Annotated in this window: 17 protein-coding genes and 2 pseudogenes; 8 read left to right on the top strand and 11 right to left on the bottom strand. The window is 68.5% G+C overall.

The window, feature by feature from the left end; genetic code table 11:
• The 5 genes and pseudogenes from STRCI_RS41950 to STRCI_RS41930 all read right to left on the bottom strand — a co-directional run bounded on the left by STRCI_RS41950 (nucleotide 1) and on the right by STRCI_RS41930 (nucleotide 5,014).
• Complete coding sequence (locus STRCI_RS41950; RefSeq protein WP_269664250.1) at nucleotides 1–456, bottom strand: (2Fe-2S)-binding protein; 456 nt, start codon at nucleotides 454–456, stop codon at nucleotides 1–3.
• A 28-nt stretch (nucleotides 457–484) separates the two neighbouring features.
• On the bottom strand, nucleotides 485–2,581 hold the full coding sequence (locus STRCI_RS41945; RefSeq protein ID WP_269664789.1) for a xanthine dehydrogenase family protein molybdopterin-binding subunit: 2,097 nt from the start codon (nucleotides 2,579–2,581) through the stop codon (nucleotides 485–487).
• A gap of 651 nt (nucleotides 2,582–3,232) precedes the next feature.
• Entirely contained in the window at nucleotides 3,233–4,219 is a 987-nt protein-coding gene (locus STRCI_RS41940; protein ID WP_269664249.1) for a phosphotransferase family protein, read from the bottom strand.
• Nucleotides 4,220–4,275: 56 nt separating this feature from the next.
• Nucleotides 4,276–4,457: pseudogene (locus STRCI_RS41935) on the bottom strand (IS21-like element helper ATPase IstB); the annotation flags it as partial.
• A 197-nt stretch (nucleotides 4,458–4,654) separates the two neighbouring features.
• The gene (locus STRCI_RS41930) at nucleotides 4,655–5,014 is read right to left on the bottom strand and encodes a VOC family protein (protein WP_269664248.1); all 360 of its coding nucleotides are present in this window, start codon (nucleotides 5,012–5,014) and stop codon (nucleotides 4,655–4,657) included.
• 439 nt (nucleotides 5,015–5,453) lie between these two features.
• Between STRCI_RS41930 and fxsT the strand changes: the two genes are divergently transcribed.
• The 4 genes from fxsT (at nucleotide 5,454) to STRCI_RS41910 (ending at nucleotide 9,402) form a co-directional block, all read left to right on the top strand.
• Nucleotides 5,454–7,592 (top strand): FxSxx-COOH system tetratricopeptide repeat protein, encoded by a 2,139-nt coding sequence (fxsT, locus tag STRCI_RS41925; RefSeq protein ID WP_269664247.1) that lies wholly within the window; start codon nucleotides 5,454–5,456, stop codon nucleotides 7,590–7,592.
• A gap of 214 nt (nucleotides 7,593–7,806) precedes the next feature.
• Nucleotides 7,807–8,298: an SRPBCC family protein gene (locus STRCI_RS41920; RefSeq protein WP_269664246.1), complete on the top strand. Its 492-nt coding sequence runs from the start codon at nucleotides 7,807–7,809 to the stop codon at nucleotides 8,296–8,298.
• A gap of 196 nt (nucleotides 8,299–8,494) precedes the next feature.
• The gene (locus STRCI_RS41915; RefSeq protein WP_269664245.1) at nucleotides 8,495–8,659 is read left to right on the top strand and encodes a hypothetical protein; all 165 of its coding nucleotides are present in this window, start codon (nucleotides 8,495–8,497) and stop codon (nucleotides 8,657–8,659) included.
• 278 nt (nucleotides 8,660–8,937) lie between these two features.
• Nucleotides 8,938–9,402 (top strand): hypothetical protein, encoded by a 465-nt coding sequence (locus STRCI_RS41910; protein ID WP_269664244.1) that lies wholly within the window; start codon nucleotides 8,938–8,940, stop codon nucleotides 9,400–9,402.
• Between the two features lie 163 nt (nucleotides 9,403–9,565).
• Here STRCI_RS41910 and STRCI_RS41905 read toward each other — a convergent pair whose 3' ends face one another.
• The 4 genes from STRCI_RS41905 to STRCI_RS41890 all read right to left on the bottom strand — a co-directional run bounded on the left by STRCI_RS41905 (nucleotide 9,566) and on the right by STRCI_RS41890 (nucleotide 11,159).
• Nucleotides 9,566–9,838, bottom strand: coding sequence for a hypothetical protein (locus STRCI_RS41905; RefSeq protein WP_269664243.1), 273 nt, complete (start codon nucleotides 9,836–9,838; stop codon nucleotides 9,566–9,568).
• A 424-nt stretch (nucleotides 9,839–10,262) separates the two neighbouring features.
• Nucleotides 10,263–10,535 carry a helix-turn-helix domain-containing protein gene (locus tag STRCI_RS41900; protein ID WP_269664242.1) on the bottom strand — a complete coding sequence of 91 codons (273 nt, stop codon included), beginning with the start codon at nucleotides 10,533–10,535 and terminating at the stop codon, nucleotides 10,263–10,265.
• Nucleotides 10,523–10,768 (bottom strand): hypothetical protein, encoded by a 246-nt coding sequence (locus tag STRCI_RS41895; protein WP_269664241.1) that lies wholly within the window; start codon nucleotides 10,766–10,768, stop codon nucleotides 10,523–10,525. Before STRCI_RS41895 ends, STRCI_RS41900 begins: the two co-directional genes overlap by 13 nt.
• A 154-nt stretch (nucleotides 10,769–10,922) precedes the next feature.
• Nucleotides 10,923–11,159, bottom strand: coding sequence for a nucleoside triphosphate pyrophosphohydrolase family protein (locus STRCI_RS41890; RefSeq protein ID WP_269664240.1), 237 nt, complete (start codon nucleotides 11,157–11,159; stop codon nucleotides 10,923–10,925).
• 562 nt (nucleotides 11,160–11,721) lie between these two features.
• Between STRCI_RS41890 and STRCI_RS41885 the strand changes: the two genes are divergently transcribed.
• The 3 genes from STRCI_RS41885 (at nucleotide 11,722) to STRCI_RS41875 (ending at nucleotide 13,641) form a co-directional block, all read left to right on the top strand.
• Nucleotides 11,722–12,312: a hypothetical protein gene (locus STRCI_RS41885; protein WP_269664239.1), complete on the top strand. Its 591-nt coding sequence runs from the start codon at nucleotides 11,722–11,724 to the stop codon at nucleotides 12,310–12,312.
• A gap of 450 nt (nucleotides 12,313–12,762) precedes the next feature.
• Entirely contained in the window at nucleotides 12,763–13,026 is a 264-nt protein-coding gene (locus tag STRCI_RS41880) for a hypothetical protein (RefSeq protein WP_269664238.1), read from the top strand.
• Nucleotides 13,027–13,266: 240 nt separating this feature from the next.
• The gene (locus STRCI_RS41875; protein WP_269664237.1) at nucleotides 13,267–13,641 is read left to right on the top strand and encodes a hypothetical protein; all 375 of its coding nucleotides are present in this window, start codon (nucleotides 13,267–13,269) and stop codon (nucleotides 13,639–13,641) included.
• Here STRCI_RS41875 and STRCI_RS41870 read toward each other — a convergent pair.
• Entirely contained in the window at nucleotides 13,604–14,500 is an 897-nt protein-coding gene (locus tag STRCI_RS41870; protein WP_269664236.1) for an NAD-dependent epimerase/dehydratase family protein, read from the bottom strand. The genes STRCI_RS41875 and STRCI_RS41870 overlap by 38 nt on opposite strands.
• A gap of 148 nt (nucleotides 14,501–14,648) precedes the next feature.
• Here STRCI_RS41870 and STRCI_RS41865 point away from each other — a divergent pair, with 148 nt between their 5' ends.
• The gene (locus tag STRCI_RS41865; protein WP_269664235.1) at nucleotides 14,649–15,611 is read left to right on the top strand and encodes a GlxA family transcriptional regulator; all 963 of its coding nucleotides are present in this window, start codon (nucleotides 14,649–14,651) and stop codon (nucleotides 15,609–15,611) included.
• A gap of 861 nt (nucleotides 15,612–16,472) precedes the next feature.
• Here the strand turns inward: STRCI_RS41865 and STRCI_RS41860 are convergent.
• Nucleotides 16,473–16,589: pseudogene (locus STRCI_RS41860) on the bottom strand (IS5-like element IS4811 family transposase); the annotation flags it as partial.
• Nucleotides 16,590–16,633 lie beyond the last annotated feature (44 nt).

Genomic DNA, 16,633 nt, shown 5'->3' with positions numbered 1-16,633 from the left:
TCAGCCGTCCGCTGACGCCTTCTTGATCGCTTCGCGGATCCGGGGGTACGTGCCACAGCGGCAGACGTTCTCGATCCGGTCGATGGCGGCGTCGGTCGGCCGGGGCGTCTTCTTCAGCAGGGCCACGGCTGCCATGATCTGGCCCGGCTGGCAGAAGCCGCACTGCGCGACATCGCAGTCGAGCCAGGCCTGTTGCACGGGGTGCAGCCTATCGCCGTCGGCCAGGCCTTCGATCGTGGTGACCCGGCGGCCGGCGCAGTCGGCGACCGGAACGACACAGGGCTGGATCTCCCCGCCGTCCAGGTGGCTCGTACACGCGCGGCAGACGCCCACACCGCAGCCGTACTTGGGGCCGGTGACGTTCAGCAGGTCGCGCAGCACCCACAGCAGGGGCATGTCGGCGGGGGCCTCGACGGTGACCGGCTTCCCGTTGAGGACGAAGGAGTAGGAGGGCATCGGTGTCCTTGTCGGAATCGGGCTCGGATCAGAAGGTGAGGGGGAAGCGACGCGGCTTGGTGCCGGTCGCGCGGGCGTAGGCGTTGGCGACGGCACCGGCCGCGGCTGGGACACCGAGTTCGCCCGCCCCGCCGGGCTCCCGCCGGGAGGGTATGAGGTGCGCCTCGAAGTGCAGGGGGGCGTGCCGCTGGCGGGCGTAGTGGAAGTCGGCGTAGCTGCTTTCGCGGACTGCCCCCTGGTCGATGTGGAGGCCGGCCTGGAGCACGGTGGAGATGCCGTCGATCACTGTGCCCATGAGCTGGGCCTCAAGTCCGCGTGGATTGACGGCCGTTCCGACGTCGGCCGCCACCACGACCCTGGTCACGCGGGGGTTCTTCGGGTCGGTGGCGTTGATCTCGACGAGGCAGGCCACGCAGGAGCCGTACTCCTCGTGGACGGCGACGCCCTGCGCCTGGCCGGCCGGCAGCGGCCGACCCCAGTGTCCGGTGGTCGCGACTTTCTCGAGTACTGCTTTCACGGCCTTGTTCCTGAGCGTGGTACGCCGGAAGGCGACCGGATCCCTGCCCAGGCTCCTGGCCACCTCGTCGACGACGATCTCCTCGGCGGTGCGCATCGTCCCGGAGTCCACCGAGCGCCAGGCGCCGAGGGGGATCGCCAGCTCGACCGAGCCCGAATCCCCCGACAGGCGCCCGAAGTTGTACAGGCCGCTGTCACTGGGCAGCGGGTTTGCGGCGCCGGCGACGGCCCGGGTCACACCGCCCTGAGCGGTCGCCCCCGACTCCGGGAAGGCCTCGCTCACCGACGCCATCGAGTGGGCGAAGGCCACCACTCTTCCCCGGGCATGGCTGGCCCGGATCCGGTGGTGGCTGGCGGGGCGCATCCTGCCGTGCCGGAAATCGTCGGCGCGGCTCCACATCAGCTTGACCGGCCGGCGGGCCGCCTTCGAGATGAGGGCCGCCTCGATGGCGGCGTCGTAGTTCAGCCGCCGGCCGAACGAGCCGCCGCCGCGCATGACATGGACCCTGACCTTCGACGCGGGCAGGCCAACGGCCGCGGCGATGCTGTCGCGAGCGTCCATCGGCGTCTGGGAGGAGAACCAGATCTCGGCGCGACCGGCACGTACGTCCGCCACCGCGGTCAGCACCTCCATCGGGGCATGGCTGACGAAGGCGAACTCGAACTCGCCCTCGGTCTGCGCCGATCCGCGGGGCGCAGGGCCGAGGCGTGGCACGGCCGCCCGCAGCCGCGAGCGGATCTCGGCGTCGGACAGCGACGCGAGCGGGCCCGGCGCCCAGGTGATCCGCAGGGCGTCCCGGGCCTTGAAGGCATGGTGGAAGGAGTCCGCCACCACCGCGACCCCGCCGGCGACCTTGACGACCGCGTGGACGCCCGGCATCACGCGGGCCGCCCGGTCGTCGACCGAGACAACCGTGCCGCCCAGTGTCGGCGGGCGGGCCACCACGGTCGGCTTCGCTCCGGCCACCGTCAGGTCTCCGGCGTATGTGGCCTTGCCGGTGACGATGTCCCGGGCGTCGATCCGGGTGGTGGGCCGCCCGATCACACGGTGCCGGGACGCCGGCTTTGGCCGGCTCGACACGGAGGGCCGCTGGATACCGGCGGCGCTCGCGGTCAGGGAGCCGAAGGTGGCCGAACGACCGTCCGGGGCGATCACCCGCGTGTCCCGGGTGCGCAGGGACCGCGCGGGGACGTGCCACCGCTTCGCGGCCGCGGTCACCAGTTTGGCGCGCGCCATGGCGGCCAGCTGCCGGGCAGGACCGTACAGCGAACTCACCGAGTTCGAACCGCCGGTGTACTGGTTCCCCTTGGTGCGGGCCTCGGCGAGCGGGATGTCGACGTCGACGAGCCGGGCGTCCAGTTCCTCGGCGATCATCATGGCGACCGCGGTCGTGACGCCCTGCCCGACCTCGACGCGCGGCAGCCGTACGACAACCTTGTTGGCGGTCGTGATTTCCAGGACCAACATCTCCTCGTCGGTTCCGGTCACCAGGACGTCAGACGGTCGGCGCCTGCCCGCCACGGTGGACTCGATGCCCTCCGCCGTCGACGAGGCACAGCCGAGCGGCGCGGCGACGGTCAACGTGGACGCCGCGAGCGAGTAGACCACGAACTTCCGGCGGGACAACTGACGGGCCAACAGACGCTCCTCTCCGAGTACCGCTTGGTTCGACTGGTATGAGGGCCCAGCGCTGTCCGGGGTTGCCTTACGACGGCAGGCAGGCCGCGAGGGCGGCCGCCGTCATGAGCCAGGGCTCCCAGCGGCCGCGTGGCTCTTGGTCGGGCCGGCTTCGGCGTAACAGTACGAGGAACACGTCAGCCGGCAGCGGCTGGTGATCTCCGATTCGAGGAAGGTCACGCTGCCCGGCGCGGGCGCCCGAAGGCCGTCCGCGCTGAGCGGTGGCGGCGTCGCGGACACGTAGTAGTTCGGAAGATCAGGGGCGTCTCCGCGAGGACTCGTGTGGCTGTCCGCCGCGTCGAAGATGCGCGGATGTGGCCTGGCGCAGTTGCTGACGCGCTCGCCCGTTTCGAGTGGGCGTTCAGGCAACCCGGCCGCTATCTGAACGCGTCCCAGGTCTGGCAGCCCGGACTGGAGGTGGAGTATGCCCGCGATGATCTGGAAAAGGTCATGCTTCACCTCCCTCACGGTGCCCGGCGCGATCTCGGCCGGCTGACAACGCGTTTGGACTAAGAATTCGAGCGTCGCACTCTGCCGAGTCCTGGGCCGGCGAACACCTTCACGGTGGGCGGATGGTGGTGGTCAGACCAACAGAGCCAACGCTTCCTTCGCGTTGTGCTCGGCGATTTCCTGCATCACCGTGCGGTGCGGGAAGTCTCCATCGAGCAGGCGAAGGGGGCCTGCCACCAGGGAGAGGCGCATCGCGAGCATGTAGAGGTCGAGCCGTGCCGGATCGAGTCCGGGGCGGGACAAGGCTGGGTACTGGTCGCCGAAACGGAGCTGCAGGAACACGTGCTCCCACTCGACATCGAAGAACATCAGGCCCTCGATGTCGATGAGGACGGGGTGGCTGGAGGCATCGACCAAGACGTGGTCGGGCCCGAGTTCGCCGTGGATCAGTCCGTGGTGCGTGCGCGGAGCCACTCGCGTGGCCAGCTCCTGCAAGCGATCGTGCAGAAAAGCTGCGGCAGATCCGATGCTGGGGTCGCGTTCAGCCGCCTCGGCCAGATCCTCGAGGGCACGTTCGAGCACCAGTTGCTCGCATGAATTACCACTCGCTTTGTCGCCTGATTCGAGAACGTCCACCCTGCCGTAGTGCTGACTGTGCTGCCGGTGCATCACGTCGAGCATTGCGGCCAGCTCGCTCAAGGCATGTGATGCGCGTGCGGGATCCGTCTTCAGGAGCGCTTCCAGAGTGCCGCCGGCAACGTCCTCGACAACTGCCACGTCAGCCGGGTAGCGGCGTCGGCTGTCGTCAGCGAGAAGCACCCCTGGAACCCGGACTTCAAGACCGGCCAGTCTCCGCTGGGCCGCCAGGAAGGGGGCAAGCCCGGAGGCGGGAGCGAACGGGTGGGCCGGGTCGATGACTTCCGCAGCCGGCCAGAAGTTCTCGGCCTCGGCCCAGCTGTAGATGATCACACTCGCTGCATGTGATCCGCTCGTGTGAACCCGGTAGACCCCCTTCTTACTCCCGCCGCGCAACCGGTCCACCCCGACAACGCGGGCCTCCGCCCCCAGTGCCGCATGCACGATCCCTGACAAGGCTTCACTGTCCGTGAACTGGCGCATCCGCCGACCCTATCCCCGGCCAGATGCACCCGTTGGGCGAGTCGGCTTCCAGTGAATCAGCCGACCTTGGCAGGTTCTTCGGCTCGTGCTCGGGTGCTGGCGAGGCCGTAGGAGTCGGGGCCAGCTTCTAAGAAGGTGCCGATGAACGCGAGACGGTCGCCGATTGCCGCGCAGAGGCGGGGGTCGGCGAAGCCTTGGTCCAGGCGCCGCAGGACTCGTTGGAGGCGATGGCGACGCTGTACGTCGTCGAGCAGAGACGTTCGCCCTGCTAGACCACTTCAAACGCCTCGCCGTCCGCTGGGAACAACGCCTCGAACTCCACGACGCCTTCGTCTCACTCGCCTACGGTCCCATCTGCTGGAGACGCCTCAAGAGGACCCGCACATGAGCGCCTGGTGAGCACATAGCGGGCCTGGACCGGGTGGCGGTAGGTCATCACGCAGGCCGGTTGTGGTCAGAGGGGGCGCCGCCGAACCCGATCTCGTTTCCGTCCGGGTCGTGGTAGGTGGCCTTGCGTACGCCGTTGGAGTAGGTCTCGTGTTTCGTGGGCTCCAGTCCCCGATCAGCGATCTGGGCGATGCGGGTATCGAAGTCGTCGACAAAGATGGTGTGCAGGGCGTGGCCGGCGTGCCCGGGCCGGTGTTCGATGAACACTGATCGATGTTCCGCGAGTTCCCATACCGCCTCGGTGTTACTCGCGATGAATGTCGGCGGGGAGCCAAGCAGTCGTTCGTACCATTGCAGTGCCACTGTGTAGTCGTTGACTGGGATGCCTGCGTACAAGTCGAGCCCCATGACGCCATGGTAGGTCTGGTCACTCCGTGACTTTCGGTGGAGCTGTGACCTCGCAGGAGATGCTTGACCGTTTGCGCTCTGGACATCGTCGACACGTTCGACTGAACGTCCGTCAGCTCCCGTCCCGGCCGCTCTGCCCAGGGCACGGAGCGGCACGGCCCTCCACGCCGCCGACGAGCCGGTCGAGGTCGAGCGCGAGGTCCACCGGGATGGACTCGTCGGCTTGGCAGGTGGCCGTTACCGGGTCGGTTCGCCCCGGCTGGCCGTACCATCACGTTCCGCCTGAACGGACACCTCATCCACGCCATCGCCGACAACGCTCTGATGGCTGCAGGCTTTCGCACCCTTGCATCGCCCCGGATGTGAGCCTGACCCTTTGAGGGCAGCACTCCTAGGTCGACCTGTGCAAGGCTGTGATTTGGGGCGAACGGGGGCAGGCATGGCGGAGGACGCGGCCGACGGGGCGGAGCGGGAAGTCACCAGGAACAGCCTGTCAGGGACCGTCTACGGGCCGGTTGTCCAAGCCGGCACCGTCAAGGGCGGCGTGCACACGCATTTCCACGAGTCGCAGCTGCCGCTGGCGTCGGACGTTCACGCGTTCACGCCGGTGGCGAACCCGCCACGGCCCCCGTCCGGTCGGCTGTGGGGCCGCGACGATGATCTGAGCGAAGTCGTCCGGCTGCTTGAGGCGCCCTCGGACGGCGGCTTCGGTGTGGCACTGGTCGGGATGCCCGGTGTGGGCAAGACCGAACTTGCCCTGCATGCTGCCCGCGCGCTGCGGACGCGGTATCCGATCACCTGGTGGGTCAGCGCGCAGGACAGCGGGGCCATGACGCGGGGCCTGGCGGCCCTGGCCCGCCATCTGCTGCCCGGGCACCGGCACTGGCGTACACCTGACGATGCAGCCGCCTGGGCCATGGACTGGCTGCACCACCACGACGGCTGGCTGCTCGTCCTCGACAGTGTCGAGACGCCGAGTGACGTGGCCATTGTGCTGGCCCGGATCGCTCGCGGACCGGTGATGGTGACCACGCGGTGGGACGTGGACTGGACGGAGTGCGGGCTGGCCGCGAGGGCCGTCGAGCCCCTGCCTGCCCCCGTTGGCGCGGCGTGGCTTTCCGGACACACCGGCCTGGACGCGGACGACGGTGCCCACCGGCTGGCGGCGGACCTGGGAGGGCTCCCCCTCGCCCTCCAGCAGGCCGCGGCCTACATGCGCGAACAGGGCTTGTCCTGCGAGAGCTATCAGCGGCTGCTCGACGCCGAGCCTGGCGAACTCCTTGCCTCACCGGCGTGGACGGACGTGCACCGCCGCAACACGGCGCGAAGCCTTGGCCTGAGCGTCGACGCCGTGGCTGCGTTACGGCCGAGCGCCGTGCGCCTCCTCAAGGCGGTCTGCTGCTATGCGCCAGAGCCCATCCCGCTCGGCTTGCTGACGCCGCAACCTCAGACGTCGCTACGCCACCGCTCCGACATCGAACTCCTGCGTGCCTATTCGCTGATCACTGCGGACCACGCAAGCGTGAGCGTCCACCAGCTCCTGCGACGGCTGCTCCGGTCGGGCATGACGGTGGCCGGCGGGGAAGTGGCCATGGCCTGCGAGCTGCTCAGGTCCGCCCTTCCCGAGGACCCGTTCTCGACGGTCGCGGACTGGCCGCAATGGGTCGGCCTGATCCCGCACGCCGAGGCCCTGGACGCCTTCGTCGACTCGGTCAGTGGTGTGCCGAGGCAAGCGGTCGCCGAGCTCGCAGGTGCACTGCACGGCGTGGGGACGTTCATGCTGGCCCAGGGGTGGACCGGCCAGGCGCGTGGCACTCTGGCGCGGGCGGCCGAGCGGCGCACGACGGCACTGGGAGAGGGGCACGCCGACACCCTCGCCTCCCGCCACCGGCTGGGAGAGGCGCTCCGCGCCCTCGGCAGTCTGCAGGAGGCGCTCGACGTCCACTTTGTGACGCTGGACGCCCGGTTGAGGCTGCACGGCGCGGCGCACCGGCTCACCCTGCAGACGCGGGAGGCGCTGGCCATCACCTGCAAGGCCATGGGACGAACCGACGAGGCCATCGTCCAGCACCAGGCCATCCTGCGTGACCGTGCCGCGGCCCTCGGCGACGATCACACCGACGTGCTGTGGTCGATGCACAACCTCGCACTCGCCTACAAGCAGGCAGGCAGGCTCGATGAGGCGCTGGACCTGCACGAGCAGGTCCTCGAGCGCCGCACAGCCGTACTGGGACCGGACCACCCGGACACCTTGCGGTGCCTGCACAACATCGCCAACACCCACCACGACGCGCGGCGCTACGAGGAAGCCATCGCCGCGCAGGAACAGAGCGTCGCGGACCGCAGGCGGGTCCTGGGACCCGGGCACCGCGACACGCTTCGGTCCCAGTCCAATCTGGCCGACTCCTATCTCGCCGCGGGCCGAGTGTCCGAAGCCGTTGCGCTGCACCAGCGCACGCTCGCCCAGCGGGAGCGGGAACTCGGGCCGCAGGAGCCGGACACCCGCCGGTCGCGAGAGCGATACGACGCCGCCCGGGAACAGCTGCACTCTGCGCCGCAGACCGACGATTCCCCCTGAACGGAGCACGCCCGCCACCGCAAACGGCGGTGATCTTGTCCGGACATCCCTCGTGCAGGTGAGCCGGACGTTGTTACGGCTGCGGTGTGTGACGCCCCGCGAGGACGATCGGCCATTGTGGCCCGTACGCCGTTGGGCATGGACGAGTTGGTCGAGCACTGGACGCTGCTGACTAGAGTTGCCCGTTCGCTCAGGAACCTGGAGGGCTCTACCCATGAAGTACACCGTCTCGATCGAGATCGCCCTGCCTCGGGAGAGGGTGGTCCAGCTGCTCGCCGACCCGGCGCACCTGCCGAAGTGGCTGCGGGGCCTGGTGCTGCACGAGCCGCTGAGCGGGGTGCACGGGCAGGTTGGTACCACGTCGCGGGTCGTGATGCAGATGGGGCAGCGGAGGATCGAGTGCACCGAGACGATCACGCGCCGGGACCCGGCAGACCTGCACGGGATCCCTAAAGGGAGCGTCGTTCACTTCGACCGCGAGATCGTCAGCGAGGGCATGTGGAGCGCCGTGCGCGACCAGCTGACCGAGGCCGGTCCCGAGACGACACTCTGGGTGAGCGAGAACGAGTACCGATTCAGCGGGTTGCCGATGCGGCTGGTGGGGCTCCTGATGCCTGGCGCCTTCCGCAAGCAGTCGCACCAGCACATGCAGGACTTCAAGGCGTTCGCCGAGCAGGGGCAGGACGTCCGCGAAGCGAAGGGCTGATCTGCTCGCGGACAGCGGCGTCGACAACGTCGCGAGCCTCGTCACCCCCGGCGCCGACCTGCACGAGCGCGGCATCGACCTGTACGTCATCGAATAGGGACGCACACTGCGAACTACGTGCCGTACTGCGAGCTCTGGCGGCGGCAGAGAAGCACCTCAACGACGCCAGGTCTAACCGGCCCAGTTGGTGCGCCTGGTGTCCGACGTCGACCTCGCCGTGGACTCCGGCCAAGCCCTTCTCAACCTCGTTGATACCGCCCGCGCACACCGGCTCATCGTCGACGGGGAACGGCTGCTGCCCGCCGCCCGAGACAAGACGCGCGGAGTCTCCCTCACCTACCGGGCCCCCGAGCCACCTTGACCTCAAAGAGCCCGAACCTGCCGCCCCGTCAAGCCGTACAACAGACAACCGATCAGACCTAGACACTGATGCCCGTCCAGCCCGTCTCATTCAGCCTGGTTCACGCCCATTCGGACGAAATCCAGAAGCCTACTTGTCCCAGGCAGCCGACCCTGCATGAACGCTGGTGAACGGCACTGTACGCGGCCCTACAAGGCACCACCGCAGTTGGAGAACGTGTTGGTATCCGAGTTGGACATCGGCGCACGGATGACGGTGATGCATGATCAGCTTCGTATGTGGAGACCATCATCGCCAGCGGCATAGCCGTCCTGGGCACGCTGCTCGGTTCCGGGATCACCCTGGCGTTCCAGCAGCGCACCGCCGATCGAAGCCACCAGTTCACCCGTCGCGAGAAGCTCAGGCAGGAACGACTCGATGCCTACTCCGCCTACGCCGGCGCGCTGCTCAACTACCGCCGCTGCCTGGTGCACCTCTGGTTCTGCGAGCACGATCAGCCACCACCGGAAGACCCCGAGACCGTGCGGATCCGTGCCTACGACCTACGCTCCAACGCCCAAGAGGCACTGTTCAGAGTGCAGATGCTCACCGATGACGAGACGCTGAGCCGGGCCGCGGAGGACGTGCTCGCAGTCGTTGCCGCGTTGTCCAAGACAGACAGCAGAACCGAACTCGACGAGGCCAGGGTACGGACCCGTGACGACATCAGCCGACTGGTCACAGCAGCCAAGCAACACCTCTGAGGCACTTGCAGACACGCCGGTTTGTAGGAGTCCACGCCGACAGTGGCCGCACCACAAGCGCACCAGATCGAGCGGGAAACGGCAGGGAATCACTGTGAAGACCGCCGAGCCCTCAGAGGCCACGAACCGGCCGTTCGAGCGGGTCACCGCCTACGACGGGGCCTCAATATCCGCAGCTTCCCAAGCTGATGGCTGCCAACCGAACGGCCGTCACGCCAGCCGTGCAGCTCAGCAGCAGCACGGTCAGTGTCCTGGTGACCTGTCCAGCCAGGAGTACCGCGATGGCGTGCTCGGTGACGAGCATCCGCACCACCCCGTCGTCCTCGCCGTACACCTCGGTCGTGCCGATCGGGTCCTCGCAGGCCGCCCGCCAGAGCCAGCGCCCGTTGCTCGCTCTCGGCAGACGGCATCGCGTCGTGCACCGCGTCCGTGCCATTGCCGTACTTGAGGCGGTAGGTCATCAGGCGACGCCGCGAGCTCGGGCGGCGGCCTCGGCCCTGGCGAGCTCGCGTCCGCGTTCGGCGGCGGCTGTGACGTCGGAGGCGATCTGCTGCCACTTGGCGAAGACCGTGACGCCCTCGTGGACCTGAGCGCGGTTGATCTCACCGAGGAACCGCTGCTTGGCGGCGGGGCCGCAGAGCCCCTCGCAGATCGTCTCGATGGTCCAAGCGCTCGCTCATCGCCTGGGCCGCCGGCAGTCGTCGCGGGTCCCGTGATTCACGGTACGCGGACCAGGTGAGGGCTGGGGAGAGAGTACGGAGGTTGGGCGGCATCGGAGCCTCCCCCTGGAGCTGGCGGACGACGGCTCGGCGGCCCCGGCTGACCTCGATGAGGCCGTCCTTCTTGAGCTGGGTGAAGGCTCAGTGAGCGGTGCCGACCGAGACGCCGTGGGCCTCGGGGATGTCGCCGACGGTGGGGACGTCCTCGCCGGGCAGCATCGTGTCGTCCTTGACGGCGTCCGTGAGATCGTTCGCGATCACTTCCCAGGGAGCGAGCTCGCGCGGTGGGGCCGCTTCTGCCTTGATGGCCCGGCCGATGGGGCCCACGGCCCCGTCCGGTCGGGCCTGGACGGCCGCCTCCCACTGGGCGCACAGGGCCTCTGCGACGTCCTCGCTGACCACTACATCGCCCACAGTCTGTTGCCGCACTCGCAGGCCAGGCGCAGGCCGTTGATGATAGTGGCAACCGGCTGCTCGGCCAGCAGTCCTTCCGGGACCGGCAGTTGCTCGGCGAAGGCGGTGACGGCCTGGCGATCGGACGTGGCCAGGAAGGCGGCGTAGTACAAGGCGGCTGGAGCTCGCGTGACCGGACTGCGCACGGTTGTGGTGACGATCACCGCCGCTTTGGGCAGCCGCGTGCCAACCAACGTCCCCAGCAGCGTACGCAGTTGTGCACAAAGTCGTGTAGCGACTGACCGCCGACACGGCGGCGGTCAGCGGTTGTCCGTCCAGACGATCCGGTCGGCGAAGCCGCCCCGCTCACCCGCATTGGCCTCACGAATCATCTCCAGCCGATTCGCGTCAACCCCCAAGTCCGCAGCGAGCGCGCACGACCTCCAGCACCTCCGCGAGCTCCTCCGGCGCCGAGTCCTCGTCCGCGTCAAGGAACTCTGCCACCTCCTCGCCGGGCTTGTCCCTCAGCCGGCTGCGGCATTCCTCCCGGCCAGCGGTGTCGGTGACCGGCTCGGCCCGGTTTGCCAGATGATCCGCGCAATTCCGGTCCCGCACCAACTTGCCGTGCCTGCTGTAGGGCTCCACCCGCGCTCTCCCACACCTGTCGTCGTGAAGTGGTCGCCGGACGCCGCCCCCTTCATGCCGGTGCAGCCTGGAAAGGTCGCCTCACAACTCGCCATGCGAACTGCCAACCCCGTTCGGAGGCGCGTCTTGCCGCGGCGGCTCGTCACCGCTGTACCCGCGGCAGGCCCGACCGCCGGAGCAAGCAGCCCGCTGCTGCAGTGAAGTGGTGGGCAAGGCAGTGACTCTCAGGGCGGCATCCCTCGCGTTGAAGGCCTCATCCCGTTCCACCTGGACCTCGACCCGTTCTCTCACCAGCCGCTCGATCATGACCGCGTAGCTGTTCACCAGTTCCATCAGCTGCCGCTTCTCCCTTGGATTCCTCGGCCAGTTCAAGGATGGTGAGCTTGCCCGAGGATTTGCGGCGGGATCCCGGCCGGCAAACGGTCGGCAGCCGTCCGCAGCGTGACGCACAACTCCTCCTGCGGATCCGGCCCAGGACTCACGCCATGCCTCCCTCGGACCGGCTGGAGGTCAGGTGGGGGTGGGCGTCGATGTCGTCACGGGGCCTGGATACCGTTCTGTCATGACAGACGAGGACCTGATCGCCGACCACGTCGCCGCCTGCCCCGTCACGCCCCTCTTGATGGAGCAGATCGTCGGCCTGGCGGAACTGCCGTGGGACGACCCAACAGTCCTTGAGGCGGCAACGCGGCGTCTGGGCTGGTGTGAAGGTGACGGCTTGCCGTTGGAAGACACTCTCGTCACCGCCGAAGGTCATCTCGCCTACCTCGGGGACGACCTCGCCCTGTCGTTCGCCCACTTCTACTGGGTTGGCGGCGAAGACTGGGGCGAGGACTTCTGGGGCACGTTGCCCGGCTGGTCCAGCCACGAGAACGCCGGACGGGAAGTGTTCGACGCGCAGATCGACGCCGCGATTGCCGGCTTCACCCAGCGGCTCGGTCCCCCAGAGCGCGACCTCAGGTCCGAAGGCGGCACCCTTGCCATGGGCCCCGGCCACTGGCGGCACGCCGCCTGGCGCCGCGGGAACAACCTTCTCGTCATCGGCCCACGCCACGAAGGGCTCTCCTACTTCCAGTTCGAGGAGGCCGTGATCTACATCGGATCCGTCGAGACGACCGCTCCACCGCCTGCCCTCCACGACTTCATCGCCTGACCACCCGGCAACACCTCGTTCTCGGGCCCGAACGTCATCCGCAAGCCGGGCGCGGCACCGGCCTCCACCTGGGCGAACCCAATATGGCACAACACCCGCCGCCCCGCTCTGGGCGTATCGGCGGGAAACCGCAGGCAGGAGCTGCGTATCCGGCTCGGACGGCTCCACAGTCCGGACCCGCCGCCCCAGCTGCCGTACCGCGGACCTCGACGTGCATCGCCTCGGCTGAGCGTGAACGAGATGCGCCGCCTGCTGATCAGATTCACCCACACCGTCCGCCACGAAGCCGGGGACATCTTGCACTGGTCGCGCCGGCGCCGCCGACACCAGCACCGAGCCCGCCCCAGCCACTACCGCCGCCGACCCCCTATAACCGCGGATACACGTCTACACTGCCATCGCTCCCGGCGCTCCCTTCCGACGCCGTCACAGCCCCGGAGGTCCGACGCGATGAACCTCACAGACGCCAAGAGGCAGTTCCAGAGCATCGTGGAGCAGCACCGTGACGGCATGCCGTTGGATGCCACGGCCCGCGCAGCAGCGCTGGTCGAGCTGACCCATACGTACCAGCTCGCGAGGCAGAAGATCGACCGGTTCACCGCTGAACAGCGCGGGCGGCGGCCTGGCTTCCTGCCGAGGAATACGCGGAACGGGTTGGTCGGCAAGCTCGACCGGCTCCATTCATCTGCCAAGGCGGCGCTGGGGCTCGACTGACGCACCTCGGCAATGCTGCCAGGGTGCGACCGCACACGAGCACCACAGCACAACTACGGCTGCAGTACTTGCCGGCGTACGTCTCGACTCGGTGACCTCAGCGTGCCGTCCGAGTCGGTGATTTGGAAGGGAATCTTGATCAGTGTGGTCCGGTGGCGGTGATGCTCGTGGACGCTTCCGTCCGGATCCTCAAGGCGAGTGCCTCGCTGCGCCTGCCTTGACCAACCATTGCCGGACCTGGTGCTGCTTCTGGGCGAGGCGGACGCGATGTACCAGCAGGGCCTTCCGTCTTTGCACCGGGAGGTGGCAGTACGCCGCGGCAAGCTGGCCACCGCGGACCTGATGTTCGCCGCGGAGACGGCGGCCATGCGCTGTGATGCGTGGCAGGACCGCGACGAGGTGATCCTGCTGCTGGCCCTGGTCGCATGGGAGATGACGCCGGCCGCCATGGCGTACGCGGAGATGGCCGAGGCCGGCGTGCGCCGACCCCGGGATTCTCCACCCCACCGACGCCATCGCGCGCACCGTCCGGTCCAGGCGCGGGCGGGCCGGGAGTCCCGGCCCGCCCACCGCCGTATTAGGCCGCCAGCGCTTCGCGGAGCGTTGAGGGCTTGAGTCCGAAGGTGTCGCGGATGTCGCTGTCGTCCACGATGAATGGACGCTCGGACATGTAGCTCATCTCGGCGAACTCCCGCCAGATTGGATCGGTGAAGGACAGCAGCGCCACATCCCGTTCGGTGAGCGGCTCCAACCGCGGTTCGGGCGCTTGGTGGAGTGCGGCGAAGTCGGTCGCGGCCTGGCGCAGGGTCGTGGTTATGACCGGCGCGTGCCAGGCCCGTCCCCAGGCCCGCTCGTCGCCGCTGACGGCCACCAACGCCGCTGCGACGTCCTCGGTGTACGAAAACGAATGCGCCGCATCGGGGTTGCCATGGACGAGAGCCAGTTCACCTTCGCGGACCCGAGGCGCCACCAGCAGCGTGAACGCTGAGACTGCGCCTGGACCCACGTACTGGCCGGCTCGCACTTCGGTGACCCGCAGCCGCCCTTCGTCGTGGGCATGCTTGGCCTGCCGCCACAGCTCGGCCCTCACCCGGCCTTTCCGGGTGTGCGGGGCCATCGGGGTGCGCTCGGTGACCGGCGCAGCAGTCTGCTGATAGCCGTAGTGGTTGCCGAGCATCACGTAGTCGGTCTCGCTCCGCTCGGCCGCAGCGAGGATCGAGGCGAACAACGGCGGCATGGTCTCTGGCCAGGTGTGGTAGGCGGTCATAGCGGCGTTGTAGACCGTGGTCGCTCCGGCCAGTGCCTCGGCCAGTTCGTCAGTGCGGCCCGCGTCCAGGGCGATCCGTTCGATGCCGGGGTGGTCAGGGCCACTGCCCTTGCGGGTAATGAGGCGGACCCGCTTGCCGCTGTCGGCCAGGCGCCTGGCGGTCGCGACCCCGGTCGCGCCTGCCCCGATGACGACTGTGTCAGCCATGACGTTTGTCTCCGCATCCCTCAGAAATGGAACGCTTCCCTGAAGAGGGAAACGCGGTTCGCGGGGGCCCGACCGCTCACCCAACTGTGCCGTGCGGACGCACGGTAGGGTCAGTGGCCTGAAAGCCACGAGGCCCAAGGATCTAGCCATGCATCGTGTCGCTGTCCTGGCCGTCCCCGCGGTCAAGCCCTTCGACCTGTCCATGCCCTCGACATTGCTCGGCGCCGCCGAACTCAAGGGACGCCCCGGCTACGAGGTCACGGTGTGCACTGCCGCGCCCGGCACCATCGCCGCCTCCGGCGGGATCGAGGTGGTGATCCGGCACGGCCTTGAGGCGGTCACGGCGGCGGACACGGTGATCGTTCCCTCGACTGCCAGCCGACACGACGCCGAGCCGGCCGCACTGGACGCCCTGCGACAGGCGGCCGCCGCGGGCAGGCGCATCGCCTCCATCTGCAGCGGCGCCTTCGTCCTCGCCCAGGCCGGACTCCTCAACGGGCGTGTCGCCACCACCCACTGGGCACTTGCCGAAGAACTGCAGCGCGCCTTCCCCGCAGTTCACGTGGATGCCGACCGGCTGTTCGCCGACGACGGTCAAATCATCACCGGTGCGGGCTCCGCCGCCGGGATCGACCTGTGCCTGCACCTGATCAGCCGCGACTACGGCGCGGCCACAGCCAACACAGCCGCCCGCGCCGCCGTCGTCACCCCCGTGCGCCACGGCGGGCAGGCGCAGTTCGTCCAGACCCCGCTACCGGCCGAGACCGACTCCCCCTTGGACGCGGCCCGCACCTGGGCACTACAGCACCTGGACCAGCCGATCTCACTGCACGACCTGGCCGGCCAGGCCAAGATCAGCGTGAGGACCCTGACCCGCCGCTTCACCACCGAGACCGGCGTGACCCCGTTCCAATGGCTACTCCAACAGCGACTGCTACGGGCCCGCGAACTGCTGGAGACCACCGACCTCACCGTCGACCACATAGCCAGCCGCAGCGGCCTCGGCTCCGGCGAGTCCCTCCGCCAGCACCTGAGCCGCCACATCGGCATGACCCCAACCGCCTACCGCAACGCCTTCACCCACCGCCCGCGCACAAAGACCGACCGATAAACCACGCACAAGTCGACCCGGACGCGCCTGCCCGGCCCGACCACCTCCACCCTGACCCGAGCAGACGGCCCGCTTCAGGGCGGACGGCTCACCGCGCCGGACACGCTGGCCCGTGGCGGGCGGCGCGAAGGCCGCTGCTGCGGCACCGAGTGTGAGCAGAGCTGCTGGTAACGGCCTTGGCGCACACGGTACTTGGCCGTCACGGACAGTTTGGCTCCGGAGACCGGCTCGGCAGCGCAAGAACCACACAGGCAACCCCTGGCCGACGACAGGCGACGCCTGCCGCGTTCACGCAGGACACCCAGCACCGTTGTGGCGCTCTGCATTTCGCATACCTCCCGGATCTTCCGGTGTCCGAATCACCTGGCCCCCTTCGCCCTGCGGACGGCTTTCCCGTCCTCCCTGGCCGGGCGTGACTCCGGCGACTACTACGGGGCCTCCGTCGCCATAGGACTCGCGTCCCGTAGGCGATCCCACGTTCGTCTCTGCTGTACGTCATAGCGCGACGTAGGCGTCCCACTCATCTCCTTGAATGCCCTCACTGGACATCGCTCCGCGCTCCGGAGGTGCACCGGCCAACAATAGAAACCTGGTGCAGAACGCGGCGCCGGTTACAGCTGTCTTTCCGGCGGATGGGAACTTGCATCTGCTGGAGATTGGGCTTCAAACAATTCAGTCTTCGCCATATCGCGCGGGCCACCCAGCACACCGTCCCTGACAACTGGGCCCGGTCACTGGTTTCCTGACATGCTTTTGTCCCCTCTACCTTTCGGCATCAGGTAAGTCATTGGCCCAGGAACCTCCTTCCGAGTTCCTCCCGGCTGAGCCGGGGATACAGACAGAGCGCCTCGTGGCGCACGGACTACGTTCGACGACCCAGTGGCGGGGCAGGACTACGAATCCGGTGGCGTCCTTGGGCCGGCTGACGGTCTTGATCGTGAGGCGGAGGCACTTCTCTGCCTGGTCGACGACTGCTCCCCGAGGGAACCCACTGCGAACCGAGAACCCCACGACTTGCTTAA

The sequence above is a fragment of the Streptomyces cinnabarinus genome (assembly GCF_027270315.1).
Classification (GTDB): domain Bacteria; phylum Actinomycetota; class Actinomycetes; order Streptomycetales; family Streptomycetaceae; genus Streptomyces; species Streptomyces cinnabarinus.
The sequence above is the reverse complement of the archived record's forward strand: the minus strand, read 5'-3'. Positions and strand labels throughout refer to the sequence as shown.